The organism is Amycolatopsis sp. SB7-3, from assembly GCF_041021335.1.
Classification (GTDB): domain Bacteria; phylum Actinomycetota; class Actinomycetes; order Mycobacteriales; family Pseudonocardiaceae; genus Amycolatopsis; species Amycolatopsis japonica.
On record NZ_JBFPJQ010000001.1, the window covers coordinates 3072483 to 3095887 of the forward strand.

The window sequence follows — 23405 nt, forward strand, 5'->3', positions numbered from 1 at the left end:
CCGAGCGGTATCGGGTGAGTGGAGGGTGCAGTGGCCGGCCTGAAGATCGACGGCAACGTCGTCGGTGACTATGCGAAGCGGGTGGACGCGGCCGCCGGAGAGCTCGACCTGGCGGCTGCGGAGGTGACCGGTGAGGGCGTCACCGTCGAATCCCACGGCACGCTGGGGGAGGAATTGGGCCTCGGCGCGTCCTATGGGCGTGCGGCCGAGGCCATCCGGCGTCAGCTGGTGGAGGGCGCGGCCGCGTTGAGGTCGGCGTCCGAGGCCCTGCACACCGTGACCGCGCGGCATGCCGGGCACGACGACGAGGCAGCGCAGATGATCAACCGCGCCGTGGAGCTCTGAACCGCATGATCGCCGAATCGGAGAACCCGACGGATTCCATCCCGCACCCGATGGCGGCCGCCGCACGCCCGGCTGCCCCCGAGCCGGCCCCGAGCGCGTTTAGCCCGCTAAACGCGACGGGTTCGGGTGGGGAGGAGCTGGTCGAGGCAGCGGCACCGCATCTCGCCTTCGTTTCGGAGCTGTCCGGCCATCTGGGGCTGATCGATCCGGTCGAGACCTACCTGACTCCGCTGGTGGGGCGCTGGGAGGACTTGAAGAACGAGGCGGACCTCCTGCGAAAGGCGGCGAAGACCGCGGGCAACGTTTCGAAAGAGCTCTCCGAGGACCTCGGGCGTCTCGACGCCGGGTGGTCCGGCAAGGACGCCGACGCGTTCGTCGCGTACATCGTGGACATCCACGCCGCGGGCTCTGACGTCGAAGACGCCCTCACGACGCTGGCGAGTTCGCTCGACGAACTGGTGCTGTCGATCCGGCGCATCCTGACCGACCTCGTCGAGGTCCTCGTCGACACGGCGGAACTGACCTCGGAGACCGCGATGCTGCCGGTCGGCGGTGTCCGGCGGGCGCGAACGCAGCTGGAGGAGGCGCAGGAGTCGGCCAAGGCGCTCTTCGAGGCCGCTCGTAACGTCCTTGAGGGCTTTGTGCGGTTCTGTGACGGCGTCGACGATCCTGACGCCAGTTCGCGGAGTATCGAGATCACTCACCGGTACCCGCAGGACGAATTCAAGCTCCACGACGATTCCGAGGCCCCGGGTGCGCCGGTTCAGGAGAAGGCCTCCGTCGAGGCCGATTCCGGTGCGGCGTCCGATGAGCAGTCGACGTCGCCGTCCGCGGCCGAAGGCAGGCAGACCGGATCGCAGGAACCGTTGATCGAGCAAGGGCAGGCGCTGATCCCGGAGGTCGCACCCGTTCAGCCCGCGCCGGCGCAGGGATCGGGTGTGGCCGGTGCCGGTTCGGCGATGATGCCGATGGGGATGGCGCCCATGATGGGGATGGGCGGCATGGGCGGTGGAGGCCAGACGGCCCACCAGTCCAAGACGCGGCCCGCTTCGAAACCGTCCGATGTGGTCGGTGAGCCCGGTCAGGTCGTCCCGCCCGTGATCGGCGAGGACGAGACCCCGCCGAAGCCCGCCCCGAAGCCCAAGCCCGCCAAGTAGGAGCCCCAGGGCCAGAGCGACTTTCGCGGGCTAACCGCGATCTGGGCCGGTCTGAGGCGAGCCCGGATCGCGGTTAGCCCGCGAAACGCACGTGCTACGGGGTTTTGCGGCCTGGTGAGGCGGCAGGCCGGTTGCGGCGGACCGAGTGCACCACGAACAGGGTGACGAGCAGCGCCACCAGGCCCCCGCCGGTTCCGGCGAGCGCGACGATCATCGGGGCTGGGTCACGGTCGTTCGCGGGCGGCAGATTGGCGGGCAGCTGGACCGGCTTGGCCTTGTCCGCCTCCGACGGCACGATCGCCGTCAGCGCCGCGATCGGGTCGATGACGCCGAAGCCGACGAAGTTGTCCCGGCCGCCCGGCGCCGCGGGGTGCTGCGCCGTCTCCTTGATCCGGGTCATCACTTGGCGGGCATTCAGGTCCGGGAACTTCTGGCGCACAAGTGCGGCCACACCTGCGACGTACGGGGCGGCGAAGCTGGTCCCCTGGATCTCACCGGGCTGCCCGTTGCCTTCGATGGTCAGGTTGGCCAGGCTGCTGGAGCCCTCCGCGGGGTCCAAGGAAATGATCTTGGTGCCCGGAGCGGCGACACTGACCCACGGCCCATTGACACTGAAATTCGCGACACCGCCGGTCTCGTCGATCGCCGCGACCGACAGCACGTCTTCGGCGAACCAAGGCGGCGTGACGATCGTCTTGGGGGACTTGGGGTCCGGCTGATCGTTCTGCGGGCACTTGTCGCCGACGTTGCCTGCCGCCGCGACGACGACCACGTCCTGCTCGACGGCGTAGTTGACCGCCGCCTGAAGCTCCACCTCGCCCGGGGTGATGCTTCCGGTGGCCGGGCGACAGTTGTCGACCGACATGTTGATGACTTTGGATTTTTGATCGACGGCCCGGACCACGGCCTGTGCGAGCGTTGTCAGCGTGCCCGCGGTCTTGCCTTGTCCCTGCTGTCGTCCACCTTTGTCCTGGCCCGGCGCGGTTCCGCCGACGGCGCCGTTCCCCTGTGAGGACGGTGGAAGCTGCGAACCCGGATTGTTCGACGATGAAGGCGGAGCTGAGTTGGACGAGGCAGGCGGCTCCGACTTCTTCTCCGCCTCCTCGTAGTTCTGGCTGGACTGCCGGATCGACAGGATCGTGGCATCCGGCGCGACCCCCCGGAACCCGATGCTCGCGTCGGGCGGATTCGCGGCGATGATCCCCGCCACCTCAGTGCCGTGACCGTCACAGTCCTCGAGCCCCGGCGCCTTGCCTCCGCCGGGAGTGGCGACGTAGTCACCACCCGATTCGACACGACCTCCGAAGTACGGGTGCGCGGAGACGCCGGTGTCGATCACGGCGACCTTGATGCCCCCGCCGACCGACGACTTCCCGGCACCGCGCATCAACTGGTGCACCCGTTCGATCTGCAGGTACTGCTGGCCCCAGGGCCGATTCTTGATGTCGACCTGGTCGCCGCCGAGTTTGCTGCGCTGGACGCACTCGGTCTTCTTCTCGTAGGTCTTGTCCGGCTTGCCTGTGTCGGCCGGCCTCTTGGACGTGTTCACCGGCGGCGGGGTCGCGTAGTAGCCACCGGCGTCCGGCGCGACGCTGCTTTGCTGCGCCCACGCGGGAAGAGCCACCGACGCCGGCGAGAGAACACCGATACCGGCCGCCAGCAGCACCGTTCCGGTACGTCCGGCGAGGCCGAGGTGGCGGACGCGCGTCCCCCTGGACTTCCGCGCTACGGCCATCAGAGCATCATCCGATCGGGTCGTCACTTGAAGTTGAGGTGGCGCAGCGTCGTGTAGAGATCCATGACGCCGAGCGCCAGCGGCAGCACCGTCGCGATGAAGACGGCCTCGAAGATCTCCACGGTCCGCCGCAGCGGCGGCGAGAAGCGCTGGTTCGGGAAGATCACGCCGACCACGAGCGCGCCGGCACCGATCAGCAACAGCGCGCCGAACACGAACAGAACGCGGTTCAGCGGGCTCGCCGACCACATCCAGCCGAGCAGGATGCCCGCGCCGGACACCATGCCGGTGGTCAGCAGGGCGATCGCCTGCGCGCCGTTCGCGTACGCCCGTGCCCTGAGGAGCAGGACCAGCGTGGCGACCACGCCGAGGATCGGGCCGAAGACCGTCGGAGAGGTCGAGGCGATGATCGCGAACAGTGCCGTGGCCGCGCCGCAACCGGTCAGCAGACCGGTCATGTATTCGTGGGCGACCGCGGTGCGGCGTTCGATGGCGCGGTAGTCCGGGAAGCCCGAGTCTTCCTTGAGCTCTTCGGCGCTGCCGGGAACGTGCGGCGTCGGGAGGGCGGCGAGCTTGATCGTCGCGCGCGGCAGGATCGAGATGCAGGCCAGCGAGAACGCGGTGGCGCCGGCGGCGATCCCGGCGATCGGGGTGTCGATGAGCGTCGCGGCCAGAAACGTCAGCGCCGAGATCGTGGCCGTCGTCGCGGCCGCGATGAAGGTGGTGATCCCGTGGCCGATGACGAGGATGCAGACCGCCGCCACGATGATCACGAGAGTGCTCGCGAGCAGCAGATTCGCCCACAGGGACAGCCCCGGCACGATGTAGAAACCGCTGACGAACGCCAGCGGCAGACCGCCCGCCGCGGCGATCAGCACACCGGTCGCCTCGGCCTTGTAGGCCTTGGCCAGTGTCGCACCGATCGCGACGCACGCGATCGCGCCGACACCGCCCGCGATCGCGGCGGCGAGTGCGTTGCCGCCGTAGAACGAGCCGCTGGTGAAGAGTGCGAGGGCGGCGAAGAACAGCGCCAGGCCGCCCGCGACGTGCCCGAAGCGGCGCGCCGTCTCCTTGGTCCACGGACGGAAGCTGTCCGGGGAGGATTCGGCGATCGCGTCGACGACGTCGTCGTAGAGCGGGGGCGGGGGGTTCTCGTTGCGCTTGCGCAGCTGCAGCAGTTCGCCGTCGACGACGCCGAGGGACGCGAGGGTCCGGCTCGGGTCGAGTGGCGCGTCGCCCAGCTTCGCGAGCGCCCAGCCGCCGTGGCGGGCGCCGCCGTCCGGCGTCGCCTCCTTCGCCATCTCCAACAGCATGGGCAGCAGGTCCGCCACCGCGACGTCAGCCGGCAAAGCCACGTCGATCCGGGTGCGTGGCGCGACCACCGTCACCCTGCTGAATACCGTCGTGCCCGTTGCCACTGCCTTCCCCCTGCCCTGAGAGTCTGCTCCCGGGGGAACCTATACCGAACCCGGGTGCCCACATCATCGACTGTCGGAAAAAGACCGGCAAAAGTAGGAGAGGCGACCTCCGAAGCCCGCTCCCGGCTGCCGGCGCGTCGACTTTAGCGGGCTAAACGTCACGCGCCGGAGCCCTGGGCACCTGGGAGCCCCGACCACCGGATCGCGTTTAGGGGGCGAAACGCACGTGGGGCGGCTGGGCGGGCCGGATCGCGATTAGGGGGCTAAACGCACGTCGGGCGGGTGGGCGGCCGGATCGCAGTTAGGCCGCTAAACGCACGTCGGCGCGGCCGGAGCCCTACACTCCCGGAATGCGTATGGTCCCGGTCGGGGCCGTTCTCGGCGTTGTCCGGATTTCACCGGCCACGTTCGATAGGTTGTCTCGCGCACCCGTACGCGCACCAACGGTGGCCGCCATCGTCGAGTTTGAAGAGGGGTCCTTCGATGAGCACGCTGCAGTTCAAGAAGTCACCGCGCCTGGCGGCGCCGCGGCCGCCGGGCGGCGAGGTGCATCTCGAACCGCCGCCTGAGGTGCCCCGCACCATCCCGGGCAACATCGTCATGAAGCTGCTCCCCGCGGTGATGATCGTCGCTTCCCTCGGGATGATGGTCTTCATGTTCACCACGGGTGGACGCAATCCCATGATGATGATGATGGGCGGCATGATGGTGCTCAGCACCGTCGGCATGATGGCCGGCGGCGCGGGCAAGGGTGGCGGCGCCAAAAAGGCCGAGATGGACGAGGACCGCAAGGACTACCTGCGCTACCTCGGCCAGATGCGCGACAGGGCCCGCGAGGCCATGGTCGACCAGCGCGCCGCGCTCGAATGGGTCCACCCCGACCCGCAGACCCTGTGGTCGCTGGCCGCGAGCCGCCGCATGTGGGAACGCCGCCAGAACGACCAGGACTTCCTCCACCTCCGCGTCGGCCGCAGCTCGCACCGCCTCGCGACGCGGCTCGTGCCGCCGCAGACCGGCCCGGTCGACGAGCTGGAGCCGATCGCCACGCTCGCGCTGCGCCGCTTCGTCCGCGCGCACTCGATCGTCCCGGATCTGCCGACGCAGATCACCCTCCGCGGGTTCGCCGCGGTCAGCATGCAGGGCGACCGCGGTCTGACCCGAGGCCTCACCCGCGCGATGCTGGCCCAGCTGGTCACCTTCCACAGCCCCGACGACGTCCTCATCGCGGTCGCGACGGCTGGCCGTGCCAAGGAGGAGTGGGAGTGGGCGAAGTGGCTGCCGCACGCCCAGCACCCGGCGCTCGCCGACGGTATCGGCCAGCTGCGGATGATGGCGGGCTCCCTCGCGCAGATCGAGCAGTGGCTCGACGAAGAACTCCGTGACCGCCAGCGGTTCTCGCGCAACGCGACGCCCGCCCCGGACCAGCCGCACATCGTCATCATCGTCGACGACGCCGAGGTCACCCGCGAAGAGCAGATCATCCTCGAAGAGGGTCTGGTCGGCGTCACCCTGATCGACCTTTCCGACTCCATCGGCAACCTCGCGGCCCGTCGTGGTCTGCGGCTGGTCGTCGAGGAAGACCGGCTCGGCGCGCGCAGCGCCGGCGGCGTCGAATGGTTCGGCCGTCCGGACACGCTCAGCGTGGTCGAGGCCGAAGCGCTGGCCCGGCTCCTCGCCCCGTACCGCGTCGGCACCGCCGCGCAGGACGCCGCCGAGGAAGAGCCGCTGCTGTCCAACCCCGGTCTGCTCGAACTGCTGGGCATCCCCGGCGACCCGATGACCTTCGACGTCCAGCAGGCATGGCGGCCGCGCCCGGTGCGGGACCGCTACCGCGTCCCGTTCGGAGTCGGCGAGTACGGCCAGCCGGTCGAGCTGGACATCAAGGAAGCCGCGATGGAGGGCATGGGCCCGCACGGCCTGTGCATCGGGGCGACCGGTTCCGGTAAGTCGGAGTTCCTCCGCACCCTGGTGCTGGGCATGCTCGCCACGCATTCGTCGAGCACACTGAACTTCGTCCTCGTCGACTTCAAGGGTGGTGCGACGTTCCTCGGTCTGGACGCCGCTCCGCACGTTTCCGCGGTCATCACCAACCTCGCGGACGAAGTCACGCTGGTCGACCGCATGAAGGACGCGCTGGCCGGCGAGATGAACCGGCGCCAGGAAGCGCTGAAGAACGGCGGTAACTTCAAGAACGTCTGGGAGTACGAGAAGGCCCGCGAGAACGGCGCCGACCTCGACCCGCTGCCCGCGCTCTTCATCGTCTGTGACGAGTTCTCCGAACTTCTGGCCGCGAAGCCGGACTTCATCGACCTGTTCGTCGCCATCGGCCGTCTGGGCCGGTCGCTGCAGATGCACATGCTCCTCGCGTCGCAGCGACTCGAAGAGGGCAAGCTGCGCGGTCTCGACTCGCACCTTTCCTACCGCATCGGTCTGAAGACCTTCTCCGCTGCGGAATCCCGTGCCGCGATCGGCGTGCCCGACGCGTTCGAGCTGCCGTCCGTTCCCGGTGGCGGTTACCTCAAGTACGACACCTCGACGCTGGTCCGCTTCAAGGCCTCGTACGTCTCGGGCCCGTACCGGCCCGCGGGGATCAAGGCCGCAGGCCCGGTCGCGACCGTGGTCCGCGCGGACAAGCGCCCGCAGCTGTTCGTCCCGGACTTCGTCGAACTGCCGAAGGAACCGGAGCCGCAGCAGATCGAGGCCGCGCCGGTGGAAGAGGCCAAGTCGGAGGAGGCCGTCGAGCCCAGCGAGCTCGACGTGATCGTGTCCCGGCTGATCGGCCAGGGCCCGCCCGCGCACGAGGTCTGGCTGCCGCCGCTCAAGGAGCCGAACTCGCTCGACACCCTGCTCCCGAACCTGAACCCCACCGACGACCGCGGTCTTTCCCCGGTCGGGTTCTTCGGCAACGGACGGCTGCAGGTGCCGATGGGCATCGTCGACCGCCCGTACGAGCAGCGTCGTGACCTGCTGTGGGCCGACTTCTCCGGTGGCGCCGGGCACGGTGTGATCGTCGGCGGTCCGCAGTCGGGCAAGTCGACCATGCTCCGGACGCTGATCATGTCGATGGCGCTGACCCACACCCCCGAGGAAGCGCAGTTCTACGCGCTCGACCTCGGTGGCGGTACGTTGGCCGGTCTCCAGGGCCTGCCCCACGTCGGTGGCGTCGCGGTCGCGCGGCGCGAGCCGGACAAGGCCCGCCGGATCGTGGCCGAGCTGACCACCCTGCTCACCGAGCGGGAAGGCCGGTTCGGTGCCATGGGCATCGACTCGATGAACGAGTTCCGCAACCGCAAGCGGCGGGGCGAGATCAAGCCCGAGGAAGACGCCTTCGGCGACGCGTTCCTGATCGTCGACAACTGGAAGGCCCTGCGGGACGACTTCGACGAGCTGGAGACCTCGATCACCAAGCTCGCCACCCAGGGTCTTTCCTACGGCGTGCACGTCATCATCGCGGCGAACCGGTGGGCGGACATCCGCCCGGCGATCAAGGACATGATCGGTACCAGGTTCGAGCTCCGTCTCGGTGACCCGAGCGAGTCGGACATCGACCGCCGGGTCGCGGTGAACGTCCCGGCAGGCCGCCCCGGCCGCGGTCTCACCAGGGACAAGCTCCACCTGCTGACCGGTCTGCCGCGGATCGACGGATCGAGCAACCCGGACGACGTCGCCGCCGGTGTCGCCGACGCGGTCGCGAAGATCAAGGCCGCGTGGAAGGGCCGCCCGGCGCCGCAGGTCCGCCTGCTGCCGGAGATGGTCACCTACGACGAGGTCCTGGCCATCGACTCCAAGCGCAACACGAAGCTGGTGCCGATCGGCGTCAACGAGGAAGACCTCCAGCCGATCTACCTCGACTTCGCCGCCGATTCGCACTTCTACGCGTTCGCGGACGGCGAGTCGGGCAAGACGAACCTGCTGCGCCAGATCACCAGGGGTATCACCGAGCGGTACACGACGCAGGAAGCGGTCATCATCCTCGTCGACTACCGGCGCACGATGCTCGGCTTCATCGGCGGAGACCAGCTGCTCGGCTACGCGGTGTCCGCCGCGCAGCTGGAGAGCATGGTCAAGGACGTCCACGGGTCGATGACCCGGCGCCTCCCCGGCCCGGACGTCACGCAGGAGCAGCTCAAGACGCGGTCCTGGTGGACCGGTCCGGAGCTGTTCGTCATCGTCGACGACTACGACCTGGTCGCCACGCAGACGAGCAACCCGCTGAAGCCGCTCGCCGAGTTCCTCGCGCAGGCGAAGGACGTCGGTCTGCACATCGTCGTCGTGCGCCGCAGTGGTGGCGCGAGCCGGGCGATGTTCGACCCGATCCTCGGCAAGCTCAGGGAGATCGCGGCGCCCGGTATGGTCATGAACGGCTCGCGGGACGAGGGCAACCTGGTCGCCAACGTGAAGCCGAGCCAGATGCCGCCGGGACGAGGAAACCTCGTCACCCGGAAGCACGGCAAGCAGCTCATGCAGGTCTCGTGGATCCAGCCGGACTGACCTCCCGCGGAACCAGGTGAGGGAAGGGCCGGGCGTGGGGTGACGACGACGATCTGCGGGAGTGGCTTGTGACAGTGCGGGTTGCGGTGGACTTCGGGACATCGAGCACCTGCGTAGTCGCTTCGATCAACGGCCGCGAGCCGCAGGTCGTCGTGGTGGACGGGCAGCCCTTGATGTCGTCGGCGGTCTACGCCGCGCCGGACGGGACGCTGTTCGTCGGCCAGGAGGCGGAACGGCAGGCGGCGGTGGACCCGTCGCGCTACGAGCCGAATCCGAAGCGCCGGATCGACGAAGGCGACCTGCTGCTGGGCGACAACGTCCTCCGCGTGACCGACGTCGTCCACGCCGTGCTGAAGCGTGCGGTGACCGAGGCGCGGCGGCTCGCCGGCGACGCCGAGGTCGAGCTGCTCGTCCTGACCCATCCCGCGGATTGGGGCGCGACCCGGACCCGGCTGCTCCGGCAGGCCGCGGGCGGGCTCGCGCGCCAGGTCGCGCTCGTGCCGGAGCCGGTCGCCGCGGCGGTCTATCACGCCGCGACGTTCGCCCCGGCCGACCTCAACTCCGAGCGCACCGTCGAGTTCAGCGGCCGCCCGGGAGACGCTCTGGCGGTCCTGGACCTGGGTGGCGGCACAGTCGACGTCTCCGTGGTGCAGCGCATGCCCGGCAGCCCGGCGGATCGCAGTTCGCCCGCTAAACGCGCCGGGTTCCAGGTGCTGGCCACCCGGGGGGATCCGAGCTTCGGGGGAGCGGACGTCGATCAGGCGCTCCTGGAGCACGTGGGTTCGCTCGTGTCGTCCGTCGATCCGCCGGAATGGCGGAAGCTCGTCGAGGGCCGTGAACTCACGGACAGGCGACGGCGCCGCGTGCTGCGGCAGGACGTGCGCGGCGCGAAGGAGACGCTGTCGCGGCACGCGTACACCGACGTCCCGATGCCGCCGCCGTTCGCCGACGCGCATGTGACCCGGGAGGACCTCGAGCGGCTCATCGCGGGGCCGCTCGGGCGCGCGGTGGAGCTGACCGTGGCCGCGATCGGCGATTCCGGGCTGCGCCCGAAGCAACTGACGGCGATCTTCCTCGTGGGCGGATCGAGCCGGATCCCGATGGTGTCCCGGCTGGTGCACGAGCGGACCGGGGTCGTCCCCACCACGCTGGACCAGCCGGAGACCGTGGTCGCCCGCGGCGCGCTGCGGGCCGTGCTGATCGACCCGGACCGGACGGGTTCGCTGGCGGGCTCCGCGGTGTCCCGGGTCGGCGGTGCCCCCGCGCCTGTCCCCGCTCCCGCCGACCGGCGTCCCGATGCCCCGCGTCCCCCGTTCCCTCCCGGCCCACCCCCGCAGAGCGCGTTTAGCCCGCTAAACGCGACGCGGCAGCAGGGGCCGCCATCGCCGCCCATGGGGCAGCAGGGGGTGGCGCCCCTGCCGCAGTGGCGGCCGGGTGAGCCCGCTCGTGAGACCAAGCCCGCCGAGCGCGGCGGGAAGAACAAGAAGACGCCTTGGATCATCGCCGCGGCCGTGGTGGTCGTGGCGGCGATCGCCGGTGGCGTCCTCTTCGCGGTCAACAGCGGCGAGGCCGAGCCGGAGGGCCGGACGCTCGCCCAGTACGACTACCGCTTCATCGCGCCGCCGGACTGGACGCAGACCGACGACCGCGTCGCCAAACGTCAGGTGGTGATCCATCCGAGCGACTCCCTCACCGGTGACGACCTCGTGGTCGCCCAAGAGAACGTGATGGACTACGACGCGACTGCGGACAGACAGAAGCTCGTCGACGAACTCGGCGGCCTGGCACGGCTGGAGCCGGACAAGTACAGCGGCTTCAACGGCGCCGCGGAATACGCCGGCAAGTCCGTCATCTACTACCGCGAAAGCAAACCGAGTGCCCGCGTCGACTGGTACGTCGTCGCTCAGGGAAAGATCCGCGTCCACATCGGTTGCCAGTACGGCACCGGCTCACCGCACGAACAACGGGTGAGCGCGGCCTGCGAGCAGGTCGTCAAAACGATGGTGGTCGTCAACTGAAGGGGGAGGCTCATGCCACCCGAACCCGAGACCGCCGCTGAGCACTTCGCGCGCACAGGACGCGACGCGGTCACCTATGCCCGGCAGGTCGCCCGCACGGCCAAGGCGCGCTACGAACGCCGCCGGGGCGAGAACGCCGAACTCGCGAAGCAATTCGGCAAGGGACGGCTCGCGGGCGGGGAGACCGCGCCGACCCCCGCCGTCGTCCGGAACGCCGCGAAACGGTTCCGCGCGGGCGCCGGTCTTCCCGTTCCCGCGTTGCCCTCGGCGGCGGATTTGGTTCCCCTTCGGCCGGAACCCGTGGCCAGACGGCCACGTGTGGGTGACGACGACGAGGACTTTTCGCAGTCGCGAATCATGAGCCGCGGCGATTGACCGACCGCTGTGCATTCGCTAAATCGCGTGGTGGAAGCCCTTTTTCCCGCGTGAATCGCAGGGCGCGGGCCGGATTCCCGCGGGCGGTTCCCGCCGGGAGCGTTAACGCAAGCAACTACTTGAAACCAACGAGCGACAAGAGGGAACCAGACGTGGCAGTGTCTCCGTCGTAGGTCCGTACCAAACGAACTTCACCGAGTACGGATAACCACGAACGAAGGGGGTAGCTCCCATGGCTGGCGGATTTACCGGGACAGTTGAGCAGTTCACTCAGTCCGAGAAGCGCGTGACCGAGGTCCGCGTTTCGATGGACCAGAACCTGAGCAAGCTTCGCGACAACATCGAGGCCACCCGCGCGGGCTGGACCGGTGACGCTTCGATCGCGTTCAACAACGTGATGAAGCGCTTCGACGAAGCGGGCCGTGGGCTCAACCAGGCCCTCCAGAACATCGGTGACCTGCTCGAGCAGGCCGGCTCGAAGTACAACGCTTCCGAGCAGCAGCAGCAGGAACTCATCAACTCGGTCAACAAGGGCTTCGGCGTCCTCGGCTGATCTTGCTTCACCCCGTACAAACCAAGACCATTCTTAATCACTGGAGGAACCCATGGGCGAGTTGAAGGTCGATTACGCCACGATCCACGCGGCGGCCGACGACTGCAAGACCACCGGTGGCGAGCTGGAGTCCCTCTTCGGGCAGCTGAAGAGCGACCTGGCCCCGCTGGTCAACACCTGGGACGGTGACGCGAAGACCGCGTACATGGCCGCTCAGCAGGAGTGGGACAACAAGTTCGAGGAGCTCAAGCAGCTGCTCGCGCAGGTCGCCGGCGTGCTGCCGCAGCTGGCCGACGGCTACCAGGCCACGGAGCAGGGCGTCACCGGCCTGTTCTGAGTCTCCCGGCTCCAACGAGCAACGGCGGGCAGGCATCTTCGGATGCCGAGCCCGCCGTTTCGTTTGTGTCAAAGGAAAAGCCGCGACGGTCGCCGTCGCGGCTTTTCCGTGTCCGCACCGGTCAGTGCGGCGCGCCGACCTCGAATTCCGGGGTGGTGTTCAGCACCCGGACGGTGACTTTCTTCTGCTGTCCCGAAAGATCGATCGAGCAGTCGAACGTGGCGCCGTTCTCCACCGGCTGGCCGGAAGGGCAGCTCACGTTCTTCACGTCCGGCTCCCCGTAGTTTTCGTTGAGCACGCGGACGACACCGTCCTGGACCGATTTCTGATCGAGCGTGTCACCGGCGAACGCGCCGAGCAGCCAGGCTCCGACGCCGCCCGCGACCACGACGGCCGCCGCGATCCCGCCGATCAGCAAGGTCTTCTTGGAAGCCTTGGGCTTCTTCGCGGGTTCCGCTCCGAAGGCGCCGAGCCCACCGTACTGAGACGGCTGTGCCTGCTGCGCGGGCTGGAACCCTCCGCCGTACTGACCCTGCGGGGGAGTACCCGGACTTTGTTGCTGTGCCTGCCAATCCTGCTGCTGTGGCATCGGCTGCTGCTGCGGTTGCTGCGGTTGCTGCCACCCCGGGCCCTGCGCCGGGGGTGCGCTTTGCTGCCAGGGCCCGGAAAAAGAGCCGGTGACGCCGGGTTGCTGCTGCCATTGCCCGGTGTAGGAGCCGGTGTTCGCGGCGCCCGCGTCGTTCTGCTGCCACTGCCCGGCATGCGGTCCGGTGGCCTGGCCCTCCTGTTGCCAGCCCTGCTGCTGATTGCCGGGATTCGCCGGGGGCTGCCACCACTGCTGCGGCTGTTGCGGCTGCTGTTCGGTCATGCCTCAGACGCCTTTCAGCTCGTTGAAGCGGCGGTTGAAGTCGTCCTTGGCCGCCTTGTCCGGCAGCACGGTGATCTGTGAGGCGTCCGGCAGCTTCGGCAGATCCTGCGGGCTCGCCTTGCCGGTGAAGCGGAAGTCGTAGCGCAGCTCGATCTTGTGCCCGTTGCCCTCGATCTTCGCCTCCATCACGATCTGGTTCAGCGTCCCGTCCGAATTGAGGGAGACGGTGGTGTGCACCGGGGCCTTCTTCATCTCGTCCGTGATCCCGCTGCTGATCGACGTGGGCAGGATCTCCACCCGGCGTTCGATGAACTTGCCGAACGGGACGTCGGCGGTCAGCTCGATCCGGTTCTCCGGAAGGCTCTTGGCGCCCTTCACGATCTTCTTGTCCGCGTTGTAGGACACGGCGATCGCGTCGGCCATCTTGCAGGCGTGGATGATCCCGACCCACGCGCAGGGGATGGCCAGCCCGGCTTCGGACTTCAGCATCGAAACCCACGGCGTCGGGGCGAGGCTCTTGTAGACGGGGCCGAGGTACACGTACTCGACGGTCCCGTCGCCCGGGGTGTACCAGTCGATGCTGTCGTCCGGGTTCTTCTGCGAGCGCTGGCGGCTGACCCGGCTTTCCGGGGACCCGGTGCGGGCCGAGGAGATCGTGCTGCGGACGTACTTCTCGTCGAACCGGAAGTAGGCGCCCGACTCGCTGGTGACGTCGCGCTGCTGGCCGATGGTGTCCTGCAGCTTGTTCATCGCGGTTTCGAACTTCGTGCCGACGTAGGTCGCCGCGTCGTCGCCCTTCGGCACGGCGGTGCCCGCGCGCCCCTGTCCGCAGGCGGTGGTCAGCGCCAGCACGGCGCTCAGCACGCACAAGATGGTCGTTGGACGTTTGTTCATCGCCGTTCCCCTGATCGAGTCCCCCGCGCGCGGTGCGCGTCCGGATCGTCTCATCCTCTCCCGCGAAGGATGATGCCGTGGGCGGTTCCGCCACACCGGCGAGGTACAGTTGCGGGGCGCCCGCCGGGCGCCGGTCCTAGTATGGGACCCCGGACCGACCCCCGCTTCGCAGTAGGGTCGGGCGTGGGGGTATCTTCATTAGTCGTTGTGCGCTGCGGCGCGTAAGCGCTAGGCCCGCACAGAACCCACACGCAATGTTGACGACGAGGTAGACCCTTGCCCACGTACAGCCCCAAGCCCGGCGACGTCACTCGTGCCTGGCACGTGATCGACGCCGAGGATGTCGTGCTCGGCCGGCTCGCGACCGAGGTCGCCACGCTGCTGCGCGGCAAGCACAAGCCGACCTACGCCCCGCACGTGGACACCGGTGACTTCGTCATCATCGTCAACGCCGAGAAGGTCGCGCTCACCGGTAACAAGCGCGAGCAGAAGTTCGCGTACCGGCACAGCGGTTACCCCGGTGGTCTGCGGAAGCGCTCCTTCGGCGAGCTGCTCGACACCAAGCCCGAGCACCTGCTCGAGAAGGTCGTCAAGGGCATGCTCCCGAAGAACAAGCTCGGCCGCGCCCAGGCGAAGAAGCTCAAGGTCTACGCCGGCGCCGAGCACCCGCACGCCGCGCAGCAGCCGCAGGCGCGCGAGATCACCAAGATCGCGCAGGTCGCGAAGTGAGTGAGGAACAGTCTGTGACCAGCACCGAGACCGAGGCCGTCGAGGCTGTCGAGACCTCCGCGGTCGGCGACGCCGTCGCGACCAGCGAAACCCCCGCCGCCCCGCGCCCGTCGCGTGCCGCCGGTGGCAACGCCCAGACCGTCGGCCGCCGCAAGGAAGCCGTCGTCCGGGTCCGCGTCGTTCCCGGTACCGGTGAGTTCAAGCTCAACGGCCGCACGCTCGAAGAGTACTTCCCGAACAAGGTGCACCAGCAGCTCATCCGTGAGCCGCTGGTGACGGTCGACAAGCCCGACTCGTTCGACATCTTCGCCAACCTGCACGGTGGCGGGATCTCGGGCCAGGCCGGTGCGCTGCGCCTGGCGATCGCCCGTGCGCTCGTCGAGGTCGACGCCGACGACCGTCCGGCCCTGAAGAAGGCCGGCTTCCTGACCCGTGACGCCCGCGCCACGGAGCGGAAGAAGTACGGCCTCAAGAAGGCCCGTAAGGCTCCGCAGTACAGCAAGCGCTGATCGCGCCTCTGGCGCAACCCGCGGAAGCGCCCATCCGTCTTTCGGATGGGCGCTTCCGTGTTTCCGGGGTCCTTCGGTTCCCCGCTCGCCCCCAGCCCCACCTGTCACACCCGCCACATGTGCCCCACCCGTGTCGCGTTTAGCCCGCTAAAGTCGCGCGCGTCGCGTTTAGCCCGCTAAAGGCGAACCGGGGGTGCGGCAGGGTGGGCAGGGGCACTGGCTAGGTTGTCGTGGTGGTTTTTCAAGGAGGTCGACAGATGGCTCGTCTATTCGGTACCGACGGCGTACGTGGCCTCGCCAACGAGGAGCTGACCCCGGAGCTGGCGCTCTCGCTCGCCGCCAGCGCCGCCCGCGTCCTCGCCGCCCACGACCGCTCGCACCGCCCGGTCGCGGTCGTCGGCCGTGACCCGCGCGCCAGCGGCGAGATGCTCGAAGCCGCCGTCGTGGCGGGTCTCACCTCCGCCGGCGCCGACGTGCTCCGCCTCGGCGTCCTCCCGACGCCCGCCGTCGCGTATCTCGTCGGCGCGCTCGAAGCCGACCTCGGCGTGATGATCTCCGCCTCCCACAACCCCATGCCCGACAACGGCATCAAGCTCTTCGCGGCGGGCGGCCACAAACTTCCCGACGGGATCGAGGACGAGATCGAGGCCGGTCTCGCCGCCCCCGTCACCCGCCCGACCGGTATCGGCGTCGGCCGGGTGAAGGACGTCCCCGACGCGGGTGACCGCTACGTCCAGCACCTGCTGTCGGCCACGCCGCACTCGCTCGAAGGCCTGCGCGTCGTCGTCGACTGCGCCAACGGCGCGTCCTCCTTCGCCGCCCCCGACGTCTATCGCAAGGCCGGCGCCGAGGTCATCGCGATCCACGCGGACCCGGACGGCGTGAACATCAACGAACACTGTGGGTCGAATCACCCGGACGCGTTGCGCGCGGCCGTCGTCGAGCACGGCGCGGACCTCGGGATCGCGCACGACGGTGACGCCGACCGCTGTGTCGCGGTCGACGCCGCGGGTGAACTGATCGACGGCGACCAGATCATGGCCGTCCTCGCGCTCGCCCTCGCCGAGACCGGCGAGCTGACCAAGAACACCCTGGTCGCGACCGTGATGAGCAACCTCGGCCTGCACCTGGCGATGCGCGCGCACGGCATCGACCTCGTCACCACCGCCGTCGGTGACCGCTACGTCCTCGAAGAGCTCCGCGCGAGCGGGTTCGCGCTCGGTGGCGAGCAGTCGGGCCACGTCGTCCTCCCCGCGTACGCGACCACCGGCGACGGCCTCCTCACCGCGCTGCGGGTGATGAGCCGCATGGCGTCCACCGGCAAGTCGCTCGCCGACCTCGCCGCCGTCATGAACCGCCTGCCGCAGGTGCTGGTGAACGTCCCGGTGGCGGACAAGGCGGCGGTCGCCGTCTCGGCCGCGGTCCGCGACGCCGTGGGCGCCGTCGAAGCCGAACTCGGCGAAGAAGGCCGTGTCCTGCTGCGCCCCTCGGGCACCGAGCAGCTGGTCCGCGTCATGGTCGAGGCCCCCGCGCACGACACCGCGCAGGCGGCCGCGGACCGGCTCGCGGGAGTCGTCTCCTCCGCCTCGTAAGCCCTCTCACGTTCTTCCCAAGTCGCTGCGCTGCGGTTACCGGCCCGGTACATTCCGTGTGCGGATACCTAGGGGAGGGTGACGGTGGCGGGTAAAGGGCACAAAGTCGATCCGGCGCAGCTGAACGAGGCGGCCAAGGTCCTGCAGGACCTGCCCAAACAGGCCTGCGAAGGGCCGATCGGGGCGGTCGAGCAGATCAACCTGAGCGCGGCGAGCTTCGGTCCGGCACACGGGGACTGCTTCAACGGCTATTCCGCGAGCATCCAGCGCCTGGCGAAATGCGCGCGCAGCTATCTCGCCGCGTCGGACGAGTTCGGGCGCAAACTCGCGGCGTCCAAGGACCTTTACCAGTCCAATGAGGACTCCAACGCCGCCGAGATGAGGAAGCACTGATGGGCCTCGCAGACGTCGGCGGCGGTGGCGGCCACGACATTCCCAGCCGGGCCGAAGTCGAGAAGATCCTCAACGACCCGAACATCGACCGCGACACGAAACGCGAACTCGCCCTCAACTACATCGACTACATCGAGGACGAGACGCCGGAAAGCTGCGGTTTCGCCAGCGAAGCCGAGCGGAACGGCTTCCGCGACTACATCAAGTCGATGAACGGTGACTGGATCACCGAGGGCGATCTCAACTTCAACGACGGCTCGCTCGATGAGGTCAAAAAGGCCTACAAGACCGCGCACGAGAAGTACGACGCGAACCAGGCCGCAGGACGGCAGGGTGATCGCGACGCGCTCAACAAGGACGCGGCGAAGACCCAGGAGATCGCCGGGCGTGCCACCGAGACCGATCCGGGTTGCGCGAATTCGAACGACATCATGGTCCCCGGCCTGTCGGGGTTCAAGGTCTACGAGATCTTCCACCCGCTTTACGTCCGCGCGCTGTCCCTGGCAGGAGGTGGGGCGGCGATTTCACTCGGCGAACTGCAGCGGCTCTACCACGAACAGGACAACATCCCGTTCAACCTGTTCAAGGCGAGCGCGGACGAGTTGACGGCGGTCGGCACGGCCATCGCCGGGTCGGCACAAGACGTCTCCGGGAAGCTGGGGAACTCGCTCGGCACCTGGGAAGGCCCAGCGGCCGAGCAGGCGCGCGCCTATCAGAAGGCCTATTCGGACAAGACCGGTCTGGTCGCCGAGGCGTTCAAGGCGGCGGGCGACGGACTTCTGCGGACCAACGCCTCTGTGGGCAAATTCTGCCGGGAGAAGGTCGAGTGGCTGCAGAAGTGGTACACCGACAACATCGACGGTGCCACGGCGCAGGACATCGAGCGGATCATCCGCATCGCCGACGGTTCGTGCAGCCAGAACGACATCATTCACTGCATCAAGTTCCTGAGCATCGAAGCCAAGGATGCGTTCAACGACGACGCCGGCGACATCGACCAGAGCACCATCGACGAGGTCCTCAAACCTCAGGCGGTGGCCTGGCTGAAGAACGTCTTCCTCGGCTGGTTCGGCAAGCACATCGAGAACTTCCAGCTGGTGTGCAAGAACACGCGTGACGCGATCAACGGCGCGTGGAAGGCGTACTTCGACTCGCTGGGCCAAGTGGTCGAGAATCCGTTCGCGGATCTGGGCAAGACGCCGGAAACGGGTGGCGAGAAGCCGGTCGAAAAGCCGCCCGTCGAGAAAGGCGGTGGCGGTCCGTCCTCCAGTGGTGGAGGTGGCCCGTCGTCCGGTGGGGGCAGTACCGGGCGCATGACGCCGAGCAACACCGAACTCCCGGAGCCGGAGAAGCCCGAAGTTCCGGGGCAGGAGAAGAACCCGGTCACGGACAAGCCGCTCGACATCGATCCGGCCACCGGCGAGCCGTACCCGATCGATCCCCGCACGGGCGAAGCGATCAAGGAAGACGCCCGGCCCGAGACGGTGACGGTCGAGCAGGGTGACCGCAAGATCTCCATGGCCGAACCCGGCGCCGACGGGAAGATGGGCATCTCCGTCCAGAACGGCACCGGCCAGGTCAAGGACTACGACCTCGATTTCGGCGACGGCAAGGCCACGGCGGGGACCGGTGACGTGGCGGGCGGTCCGGTGCACCGGGACACCGCCGAGCGGATGGACCAGCAGGCGGCCTCGCGTCCGGCGGTGCCGCCAGGGCAGGTCCATCAGCCGGGTCCCGACGGCAAGATCCACATCGAGGACGGCGGCCTCAAGATCACCGCGGAACGGCCGAGCGGTCCCGACGGGCCGACGTTGGTGACCGTCGACGACGGTTCGGGGCATCCGTCGAAGTACACGCTGGGCGAAGACGAACCGGCTGCCGGCCGCCACGCGAGCCCGGACTCGACACCGCAGGCGGCCGGAAGGCATGCCGCCGCACAGCCCGTCGAAGAGGCGGCGCGTCAACAGGCCGACCCCGGCATCCGTCCGCATGACGCCACGTCCGGAGGGACCGGCGGCGGAGCGCCCGCTCAGGCCGAACCGGTGGCGGCCGGAGCCGATCCCGAATCGACGACGGCCCAGTCGCTGAGCGACCCGTTCGCCGGTGGGGACAACGGACTCGGCGAGACCTCGGATCCGGCCGGGACCGGTGGCGGCGGGGCCTCGCCCACGACGTCGTCCGGGCTCGGCTCCGCCCCGGGAGGGGGCGCCCAGGATCCGGCCGCGGCGAGTGCGGGGATGATGGGCGGCATGGGCATGCTGGGCGGCGGCGCGGCCGGAGGCGGACAAGGGTCCGGTGAGGATCAGCAGCGCACGTCCAGTGGATACCGGGTCGACGGCGGCCTTTTCGACACCGCGACGACGACGGGCAGCCGGATCAGCGGCTCGCTCGACGACGACGGCGTCATCGGCTTCCGCTAGGGGAGGGGTCAGTGAATCCTGAGGAGGATCTCGCCACGCTCCGGCACAAGCTGGCCGGGCTGGAGCGCGAGAACGGCGACCGGATGTACCTGGTCGACAACCGCGCGGCCAAGACGATCGAGGAGACCCGGACCGCGGGCGACCAGCTCAAGCAGGAGACGAGCGCGGCCTTGGCGGCGCGAAGCGAGCAGAAGCGGCGCGCGGAGGCCGCGGGTGGCTGGGCGACCGAGTCGACGTTGAGCGAGAAGGTCGAGGACGACGGCGACTTCGGGTTCGAGGAAGACGAGGCCGAGAACGAGCGTCGGGCCGGGTATCGGACGGCCGAGGAGCAGCCGGTCGCGTACCGGCCGCCCGCTCCTCCGGTGCAGGCGCCGACACCTCCGCCGCCTCCGGCTCCCGTTCCGGAAGAGCGTCCGGCCGGGCGGCACCGGCGGGCGGCGGCCGCGCGGGGTGACGACGACGATTTCGCCAATACCGATTGGCTGGCGACCTGAGCGGTCAGGTTCGCAGCGCGACGATGGCCCGCTCGACGCCGTGGAAGACGGCGTGCGTCTTGTACCGCACGTCTTCGGCGACGTGGTCGGGCGTCAGGATCTCGGCGAGGGCGCGAAGCGCGGCTTCGCCCTCGGCGACCGCGACCCGCGAGCCGGGGCAGGTGTGTCTGCCGAGGCCGAAGGCGAGCTCGGCGTCGGGGCCCAGCGGGATGGCCAGTTTGTCCCCGGTCGTGAAGTCCTTGCCCGCCAAGGAGAACGGCGTGGTCACGCGTCGGGCGGCGAAGCGGGTCGGGGCGACTTCGTGGATCAGGCCGCGTACGTCGTCGAGAACGTCAGGGCGGCGTAGGAGTTCGAGGCCGGCGAGGGCGAGGAAGTTCATGGAGTTCTCGTACGCCGCGTGGGCGAGCATCACCGGCGTGATCATCAGTTCGTCTTCGGTGATCCGGCCCGCTTCGTGTGCTTCGCGCAGCAGTGCCAGCCCGCCGCCTTCGACGGCCGTCGCCTTCAGGAAGAACATCGCGACCCTGAGCGCGGCGGTGTCGGCTCCGGCGGGCCCGCCCAACCAGACGTCCAGATTCGCGGCGGTCTCCGAAAGGTTCGTCAGCAGCTTCTCGCCGAGCGGCTCGACCGTGCCGAGCACCGCCTCCGTCACCCTGGCCGCCGCGGGCCTGGCGAAATCGGCCACCAGATCGAACCGCCGGAGCGACTTTAGCGGGCTAATCGCGCTCCGGAGGTCGGTGAGCACGGTCTCCGGAAGCGGCTCCACCAGGGCGATGACCTCCTTGACGACCGCGCGCAGCCGCCGGTGGTCCGCGCCGTCCATCAGCAGGAGGTTCGGCGTCTCGGCCGCGGCGCCGCCCGGGTTCGAGCTGAGCTCGCGGTCGCGCAGGGCCTTGACGCGATCCGCCGGATCGTCCAGCACGAAGAAGTCGTCCACGTTCGTATGATGCCCATGCCGCGGCCGGAGGATGTGCCAGTGCGCTCAGAAGTGCCCGAAGAAGTTCTGCGGACCCCGCTCGTGCGGCGGCTGCTCGAACGCGCCGACGTCGAGCGCCCGGCGTACACGCACCTCGATTGCTCGAACCGGCACGAACCCGTCGAGGACACGCTGACCTGGGCGGAGCTGCTCGTCCACGTCCGGGCGGTCGCGGCGAAGCTGCGTGAGGTGATCCAGCCGGGAGACCGCGTCGCGATCACAGCGCGGCAGGACCTCTCTTACGTCGTCGCGTTCTTCGGCGCGCTGTACGCCGGGGCCGTCGCGGTGCCACTGTCCGCGCCGGACGTCCGCGCTCACCGCGAGCGGCTGGTCGGCGTCCTCAACGACTGCGACGCCGACATCTGGCTCACCTCGGCAGCCTTGGTCGCGCGGCTGACGGAGTTCGCCGGGACCGAGCCGGTTCCGGCGCCCCGCGAGATCATCGCCGTCGACACCCTGCCGGCGGATCCGGCGGACCGGTCGCTGCCCTCGCCCGTTTCCCCCGAAGACCCCGCCTACCTGCAGTACACCTCCGGCACGACGCGATCGCCCGCCGGCGTGATCGTCACGCATCGGGCGTTGTCGGCCGCCTGCTGGCAGATCTGCGACGCCTACGACGTCGACGAGCGCACCACGTGCGTCGGCTGGATCCCGTTCTTCCACGACATGGGGCTGGCGCAACTGCTCGCGGGGACGATGCACTCCGGCGGCCGGACGGTGTTCATCGCGCCGCTGGAGTTCATCCGGCGGCCGGAGCGCTGGCTGCTGCTGATGTCGTCCTATCCGAACACGCTGACGGCGGCCCCGAACTTCGCGTACGACCTGGTGACCGAGGCCGTGCCCGAGGCGAAGCGCGCCGAGTACGACCTCTCGACGGTGTCGATCGCGCTCAGCGGCAGTGAACCGGTCCGGGCGGCGACCGTCCGGGAGTTCCTCGCCGCTTACGAACCCCACGGCTTCCCGCGTGACGCGTTCCGGCCGTCCTACGGTCTGGCCGAGGCCACGGTCTACGTCGCCAGCGGCGGTTCCGACGGCCCCGTGGTGACCGAAGTGGACGGCCGGGAGGTCGTCGAGATCGGCTGGCCCAGGGGGCAGCGGGTCCGCGTCGTCCCCACCCCGGATCGCGTTTTGCCCGCTAAAGGCGACGCGGATCGCGTTTTGCCCGCTAAAGGCGAAGTGGGCGAGATCTGGGTGAAGGGGCCCAACGTGGCGGCCGGGTACTGGCGGCGTCCGGACTTGACCTCCGAGGTGTTCGGCGCCGAACTCGACGGCGAGGGCGGCTGGCTCCGCACCGGCGACCTCGGCACGATCCGCGACGGCAGGCTGTCGGTGACCGGTCGCATCAAGGACCTGATCATCATCGACGGCCGTAACCACAGCCCGCACGACATCGAGGAGACGGTCGCCGCCGCACATCCATTTCTCGGGCCCGAGCGGGTCGCCGCGTTCTCGGTCGACGGCGACGAAGGCGAGGGCGTCGTCGTGGTCGCCGAACGCGCCAGGAAGGCCCCCGGCTTCGACGAATCCGAGATCGAGCGAGCCGCCACGCGAGCCGTCGCCGAGCGGCACGACGTGCGCCTCCGCGCCTTCTTCCTGGTGAAACCCGGCGGCCTGCCGCGGACCTCCAGCGGCAAGGTCGCGCGTTCCGCGGCCAGAACGCGGTACTGGACGGCGGATGGGACAGAATCCACCCATGGCAGCTGACGGGAGCGAGTACGTCGACGAGATCAAGGCCCTCGTCTGCGAGACCTTCGACGTCGACCCGGAGACCATCGACGAGAACACGCCCTTCGCCGAGATGGGGGTCGACTCCCGGCGCCGCGTCCGGCTCCTGGCGACCGTCGAGGTGGAGTTCGGTGTCGACCTCGATCTCGACGAGCTGGACCGCCTGGTCGACATCCGGGGCGCGGCGACCGTGCTCGCCGAGGCCGTCGAGGCGGGCGCGAAACCGCGAAAACGCGGTCTACCAGGCTTCTTGCGCCGAAATCGTTTGAGTTAGCAAAGGTGTGAATGTCCCTGCGGTCTCGATGACCGGTGGGTACATTCTGTGTGCATATGCGACGGCACCTGATGCCGTCGGCGTGCGTCGTAGGTAGGACAA

General features: G+C 69.1%; 20 protein-coding genes. 15 read left to right on the plus strand and 5 right to left on the minus strand.

Annotated elements, in window-relative coordinates; genetic code table 11:
- Window positions 1–30 precede the first annotated feature (30 nt).
- On the plus strand, window positions 31–345 hold the full coding sequence (locus tag AB8M46_RS15225; RefSeq protein WP_037332667.1) for a hypothetical protein: 315 nt from the start codon (window positions 31–33) through the stop codon (window positions 343–345).
- A 5-nt stretch (window positions 346–350) separates the two neighbouring features.
- Window positions 351–1502, plus strand: a complete 1152-nt coding sequence (locus AB8M46_RS15230; protein ID WP_394360524.1) for a WXG100 family type VII secretion target — start codon at window positions 351–353, stop codon at window positions 1500–1502.
- A gap of 94 nt (window positions 1503–1596) precedes the next feature.
- Here AB8M46_RS15230 and mycP read toward each other — a convergent pair whose 3' ends face one another.
- The gene (mycP, locus tag AB8M46_RS15235) at window positions 1597–3237 is read right to left on the minus strand and encodes a type VII secretion-associated serine protease mycosin (RefSeq protein WP_394360525.1); all 1641 of its coding nucleotides are present in this window, start codon (window positions 3235–3237) and stop codon (window positions 1597–1599) included.
- A 23-nt stretch (window positions 3238–3260) separates the two neighbouring features.
- Complete coding sequence (gene eccD / locus AB8M46_RS15240) at window positions 3261–4625, minus strand: type VII secretion integral membrane protein EccD (RefSeq protein WP_394360895.1); 1365 nt, start codon at window positions 4623–4625, stop codon at window positions 3261–3263.
- Window positions 4626–5138: 513 nt separating this feature from the next.
- Here eccD and AB8M46_RS15245 point away from each other — a divergent pair.
- The 5 genes from AB8M46_RS15245 to AB8M46_RS15265 all read left to right on the plus strand — a co-directional run bounded on the left by AB8M46_RS15245 (window position 5139) and on the right by AB8M46_RS15265 (window position 12429).
- Window positions 5139–9146 (plus strand): type VII secretion protein EccC, encoded by a 4008-nt coding sequence (locus AB8M46_RS15245; RefSeq protein WP_037332658.1) that lies wholly within the window; start codon window positions 5139–5141, stop codon window positions 9144–9146.
- A gap of 68 nt (window positions 9147–9214) precedes the next feature.
- Entirely contained in the window at window positions 9215–11164 is a 1950-nt protein-coding gene (locus tag AB8M46_RS15250; RefSeq protein ID WP_037332655.1) for a type VII secretion-associated protein, read from the plus strand.
- Between the two features lie 12 nt (window positions 11165–11176).
- Window positions 11177–11539, plus strand: coding sequence for a hypothetical protein (locus AB8M46_RS15255; RefSeq protein WP_394360526.1), 363 nt, complete (start codon window positions 11177–11179; stop codon window positions 11537–11539).
- Window positions 11540–11771: 232 nt separating this feature from the next.
- A complete protein-coding gene (locus tag AB8M46_RS15260; RefSeq protein WP_081975678.1) occupies window positions 11772–12092 on the plus strand; it encodes a WXG100 family type VII secretion target in 321 nt (106 codons plus the stop codon).
- A 52-nt stretch (window positions 12093–12144) separates the two neighbouring features.
- Complete coding sequence (locus tag AB8M46_RS15265; RefSeq protein WP_037332651.1) at window positions 12145–12429, plus strand: WXG100 family type VII secretion target; 285 nt, start codon at window positions 12145–12147, stop codon at window positions 12427–12429.
- A 121-nt stretch (window positions 12430–12550) separates the two neighbouring features.
- On the opposite strand, the gene AB8M46_RS15270 is transcribed toward AB8M46_RS15265, so the two are convergent.
- Both AB8M46_RS15270 and AB8M46_RS15275 read right to left on the minus strand, forming a co-directional pair.
- Window positions 12551–13297, minus strand: coding sequence for a DUF4333 domain-containing protein (locus AB8M46_RS15270; RefSeq protein WP_037332650.1), 747 nt, complete (start codon window positions 13295–13297; stop codon window positions 12551–12553).
- 3 nt (window positions 13298–13300) lie between these two features.
- A complete protein-coding gene (locus tag AB8M46_RS15275; RefSeq protein WP_037332648.1) occupies window positions 13301–14191 on the minus strand; it encodes a hypothetical protein in 891 nt (296 codons plus the stop codon).
- Between the two features lie 276 nt (window positions 14192–14467).
- Between AB8M46_RS15275 and rplM the strand changes: the two genes are divergently transcribed.
- The 6 genes from rplM to AB8M46_RS15305 all read left to right on the plus strand — a co-directional run bounded on the left by rplM (window position 14468) and on the right by AB8M46_RS15305 (window position 20328).
- Window positions 14468–14920, plus strand: a complete 453-nt coding sequence (gene rplM / locus AB8M46_RS15280) for a 50S ribosomal protein L13 (RefSeq protein ID WP_016331117.1) — start codon at window positions 14468–14470, stop codon at window positions 14918–14920.
- Window positions 14921–14934: 14 nt separating this feature from the next.
- Complete coding sequence (gene rpsI / locus AB8M46_RS15285) at window positions 14935–15429, plus strand: 30S ribosomal protein S9 (RefSeq protein ID WP_378420549.1); 495 nt, start codon at window positions 14935–14937, stop codon at window positions 15427–15429.
- A 257-nt stretch (window positions 15430–15686) separates the two neighbouring features.
- Window positions 15687–17021 (plus strand): phosphoglucosamine mutase, encoded by a 1335-nt coding sequence (gene glmM / locus AB8M46_RS15290; RefSeq protein WP_125732179.1) that lies wholly within the window; start codon window positions 15687–15689, stop codon window positions 17019–17021.
- A 78-nt stretch (window positions 17022–17099) separates the two neighbouring features.
- Window positions 17100–17414 (plus strand): type VII secretion target, encoded by a 315-nt coding sequence (locus tag AB8M46_RS15295; RefSeq protein ID WP_394360527.1) that lies wholly within the window; start codon window positions 17100–17102, stop codon window positions 17412–17414.
- Complete coding sequence (locus tag AB8M46_RS15300; protein ID WP_394360528.1) at window positions 17414–19834, plus strand: hypothetical protein; 2421 nt, start codon at window positions 17414–17416, stop codon at window positions 19832–19834. The genes AB8M46_RS15295 and AB8M46_RS15300 overlap by 1 nt, the downstream gene beginning before the upstream one ends.
- 11 nt (window positions 19835–19845) lie before the next feature.
- Window positions 19846–20328: a hypothetical protein gene (locus AB8M46_RS15305; RefSeq protein WP_394360529.1), complete on the plus strand. Its 483-nt coding sequence runs from the start codon at window positions 19846–19848 to the stop codon at window positions 20326–20328.
- A 4-nt stretch (window positions 20329–20332) separates the two neighbouring features.
- On the opposite strand, the gene AB8M46_RS15310 is transcribed toward AB8M46_RS15305, so the two are convergent.
- Entirely contained in the window at window positions 20333–21265 is a 933-nt protein-coding gene (locus tag AB8M46_RS15310) for a cytochrome P450 (protein WP_394360530.1), read from the minus strand.
- Window positions 21266–21280: 15 nt separating this feature from the next.
- Here AB8M46_RS15310 and AB8M46_RS15315 point away from each other — a divergent pair, with 15 nt between their 5' ends.
- Window positions 21281–23008, plus strand: a complete 1728-nt coding sequence (locus tag AB8M46_RS15315) for a fatty acyl-AMP ligase (RefSeq protein ID WP_394360531.1) — start codon at window positions 21281–21283, stop codon at window positions 23006–23008.
- Window positions 22998–23303 carry an acyl carrier protein gene (locus AB8M46_RS15320; protein ID WP_037332633.1) on the plus strand — a complete coding sequence of 102 codons (306 nt, stop codon included), beginning with the start codon at window positions 22998–23000 and terminating at the stop codon, window positions 23301–23303. Before AB8M46_RS15315 ends, AB8M46_RS15320 begins: the two co-directional genes overlap by 11 nt.
- Window positions 23304–23405 lie beyond the last annotated feature (102 nt).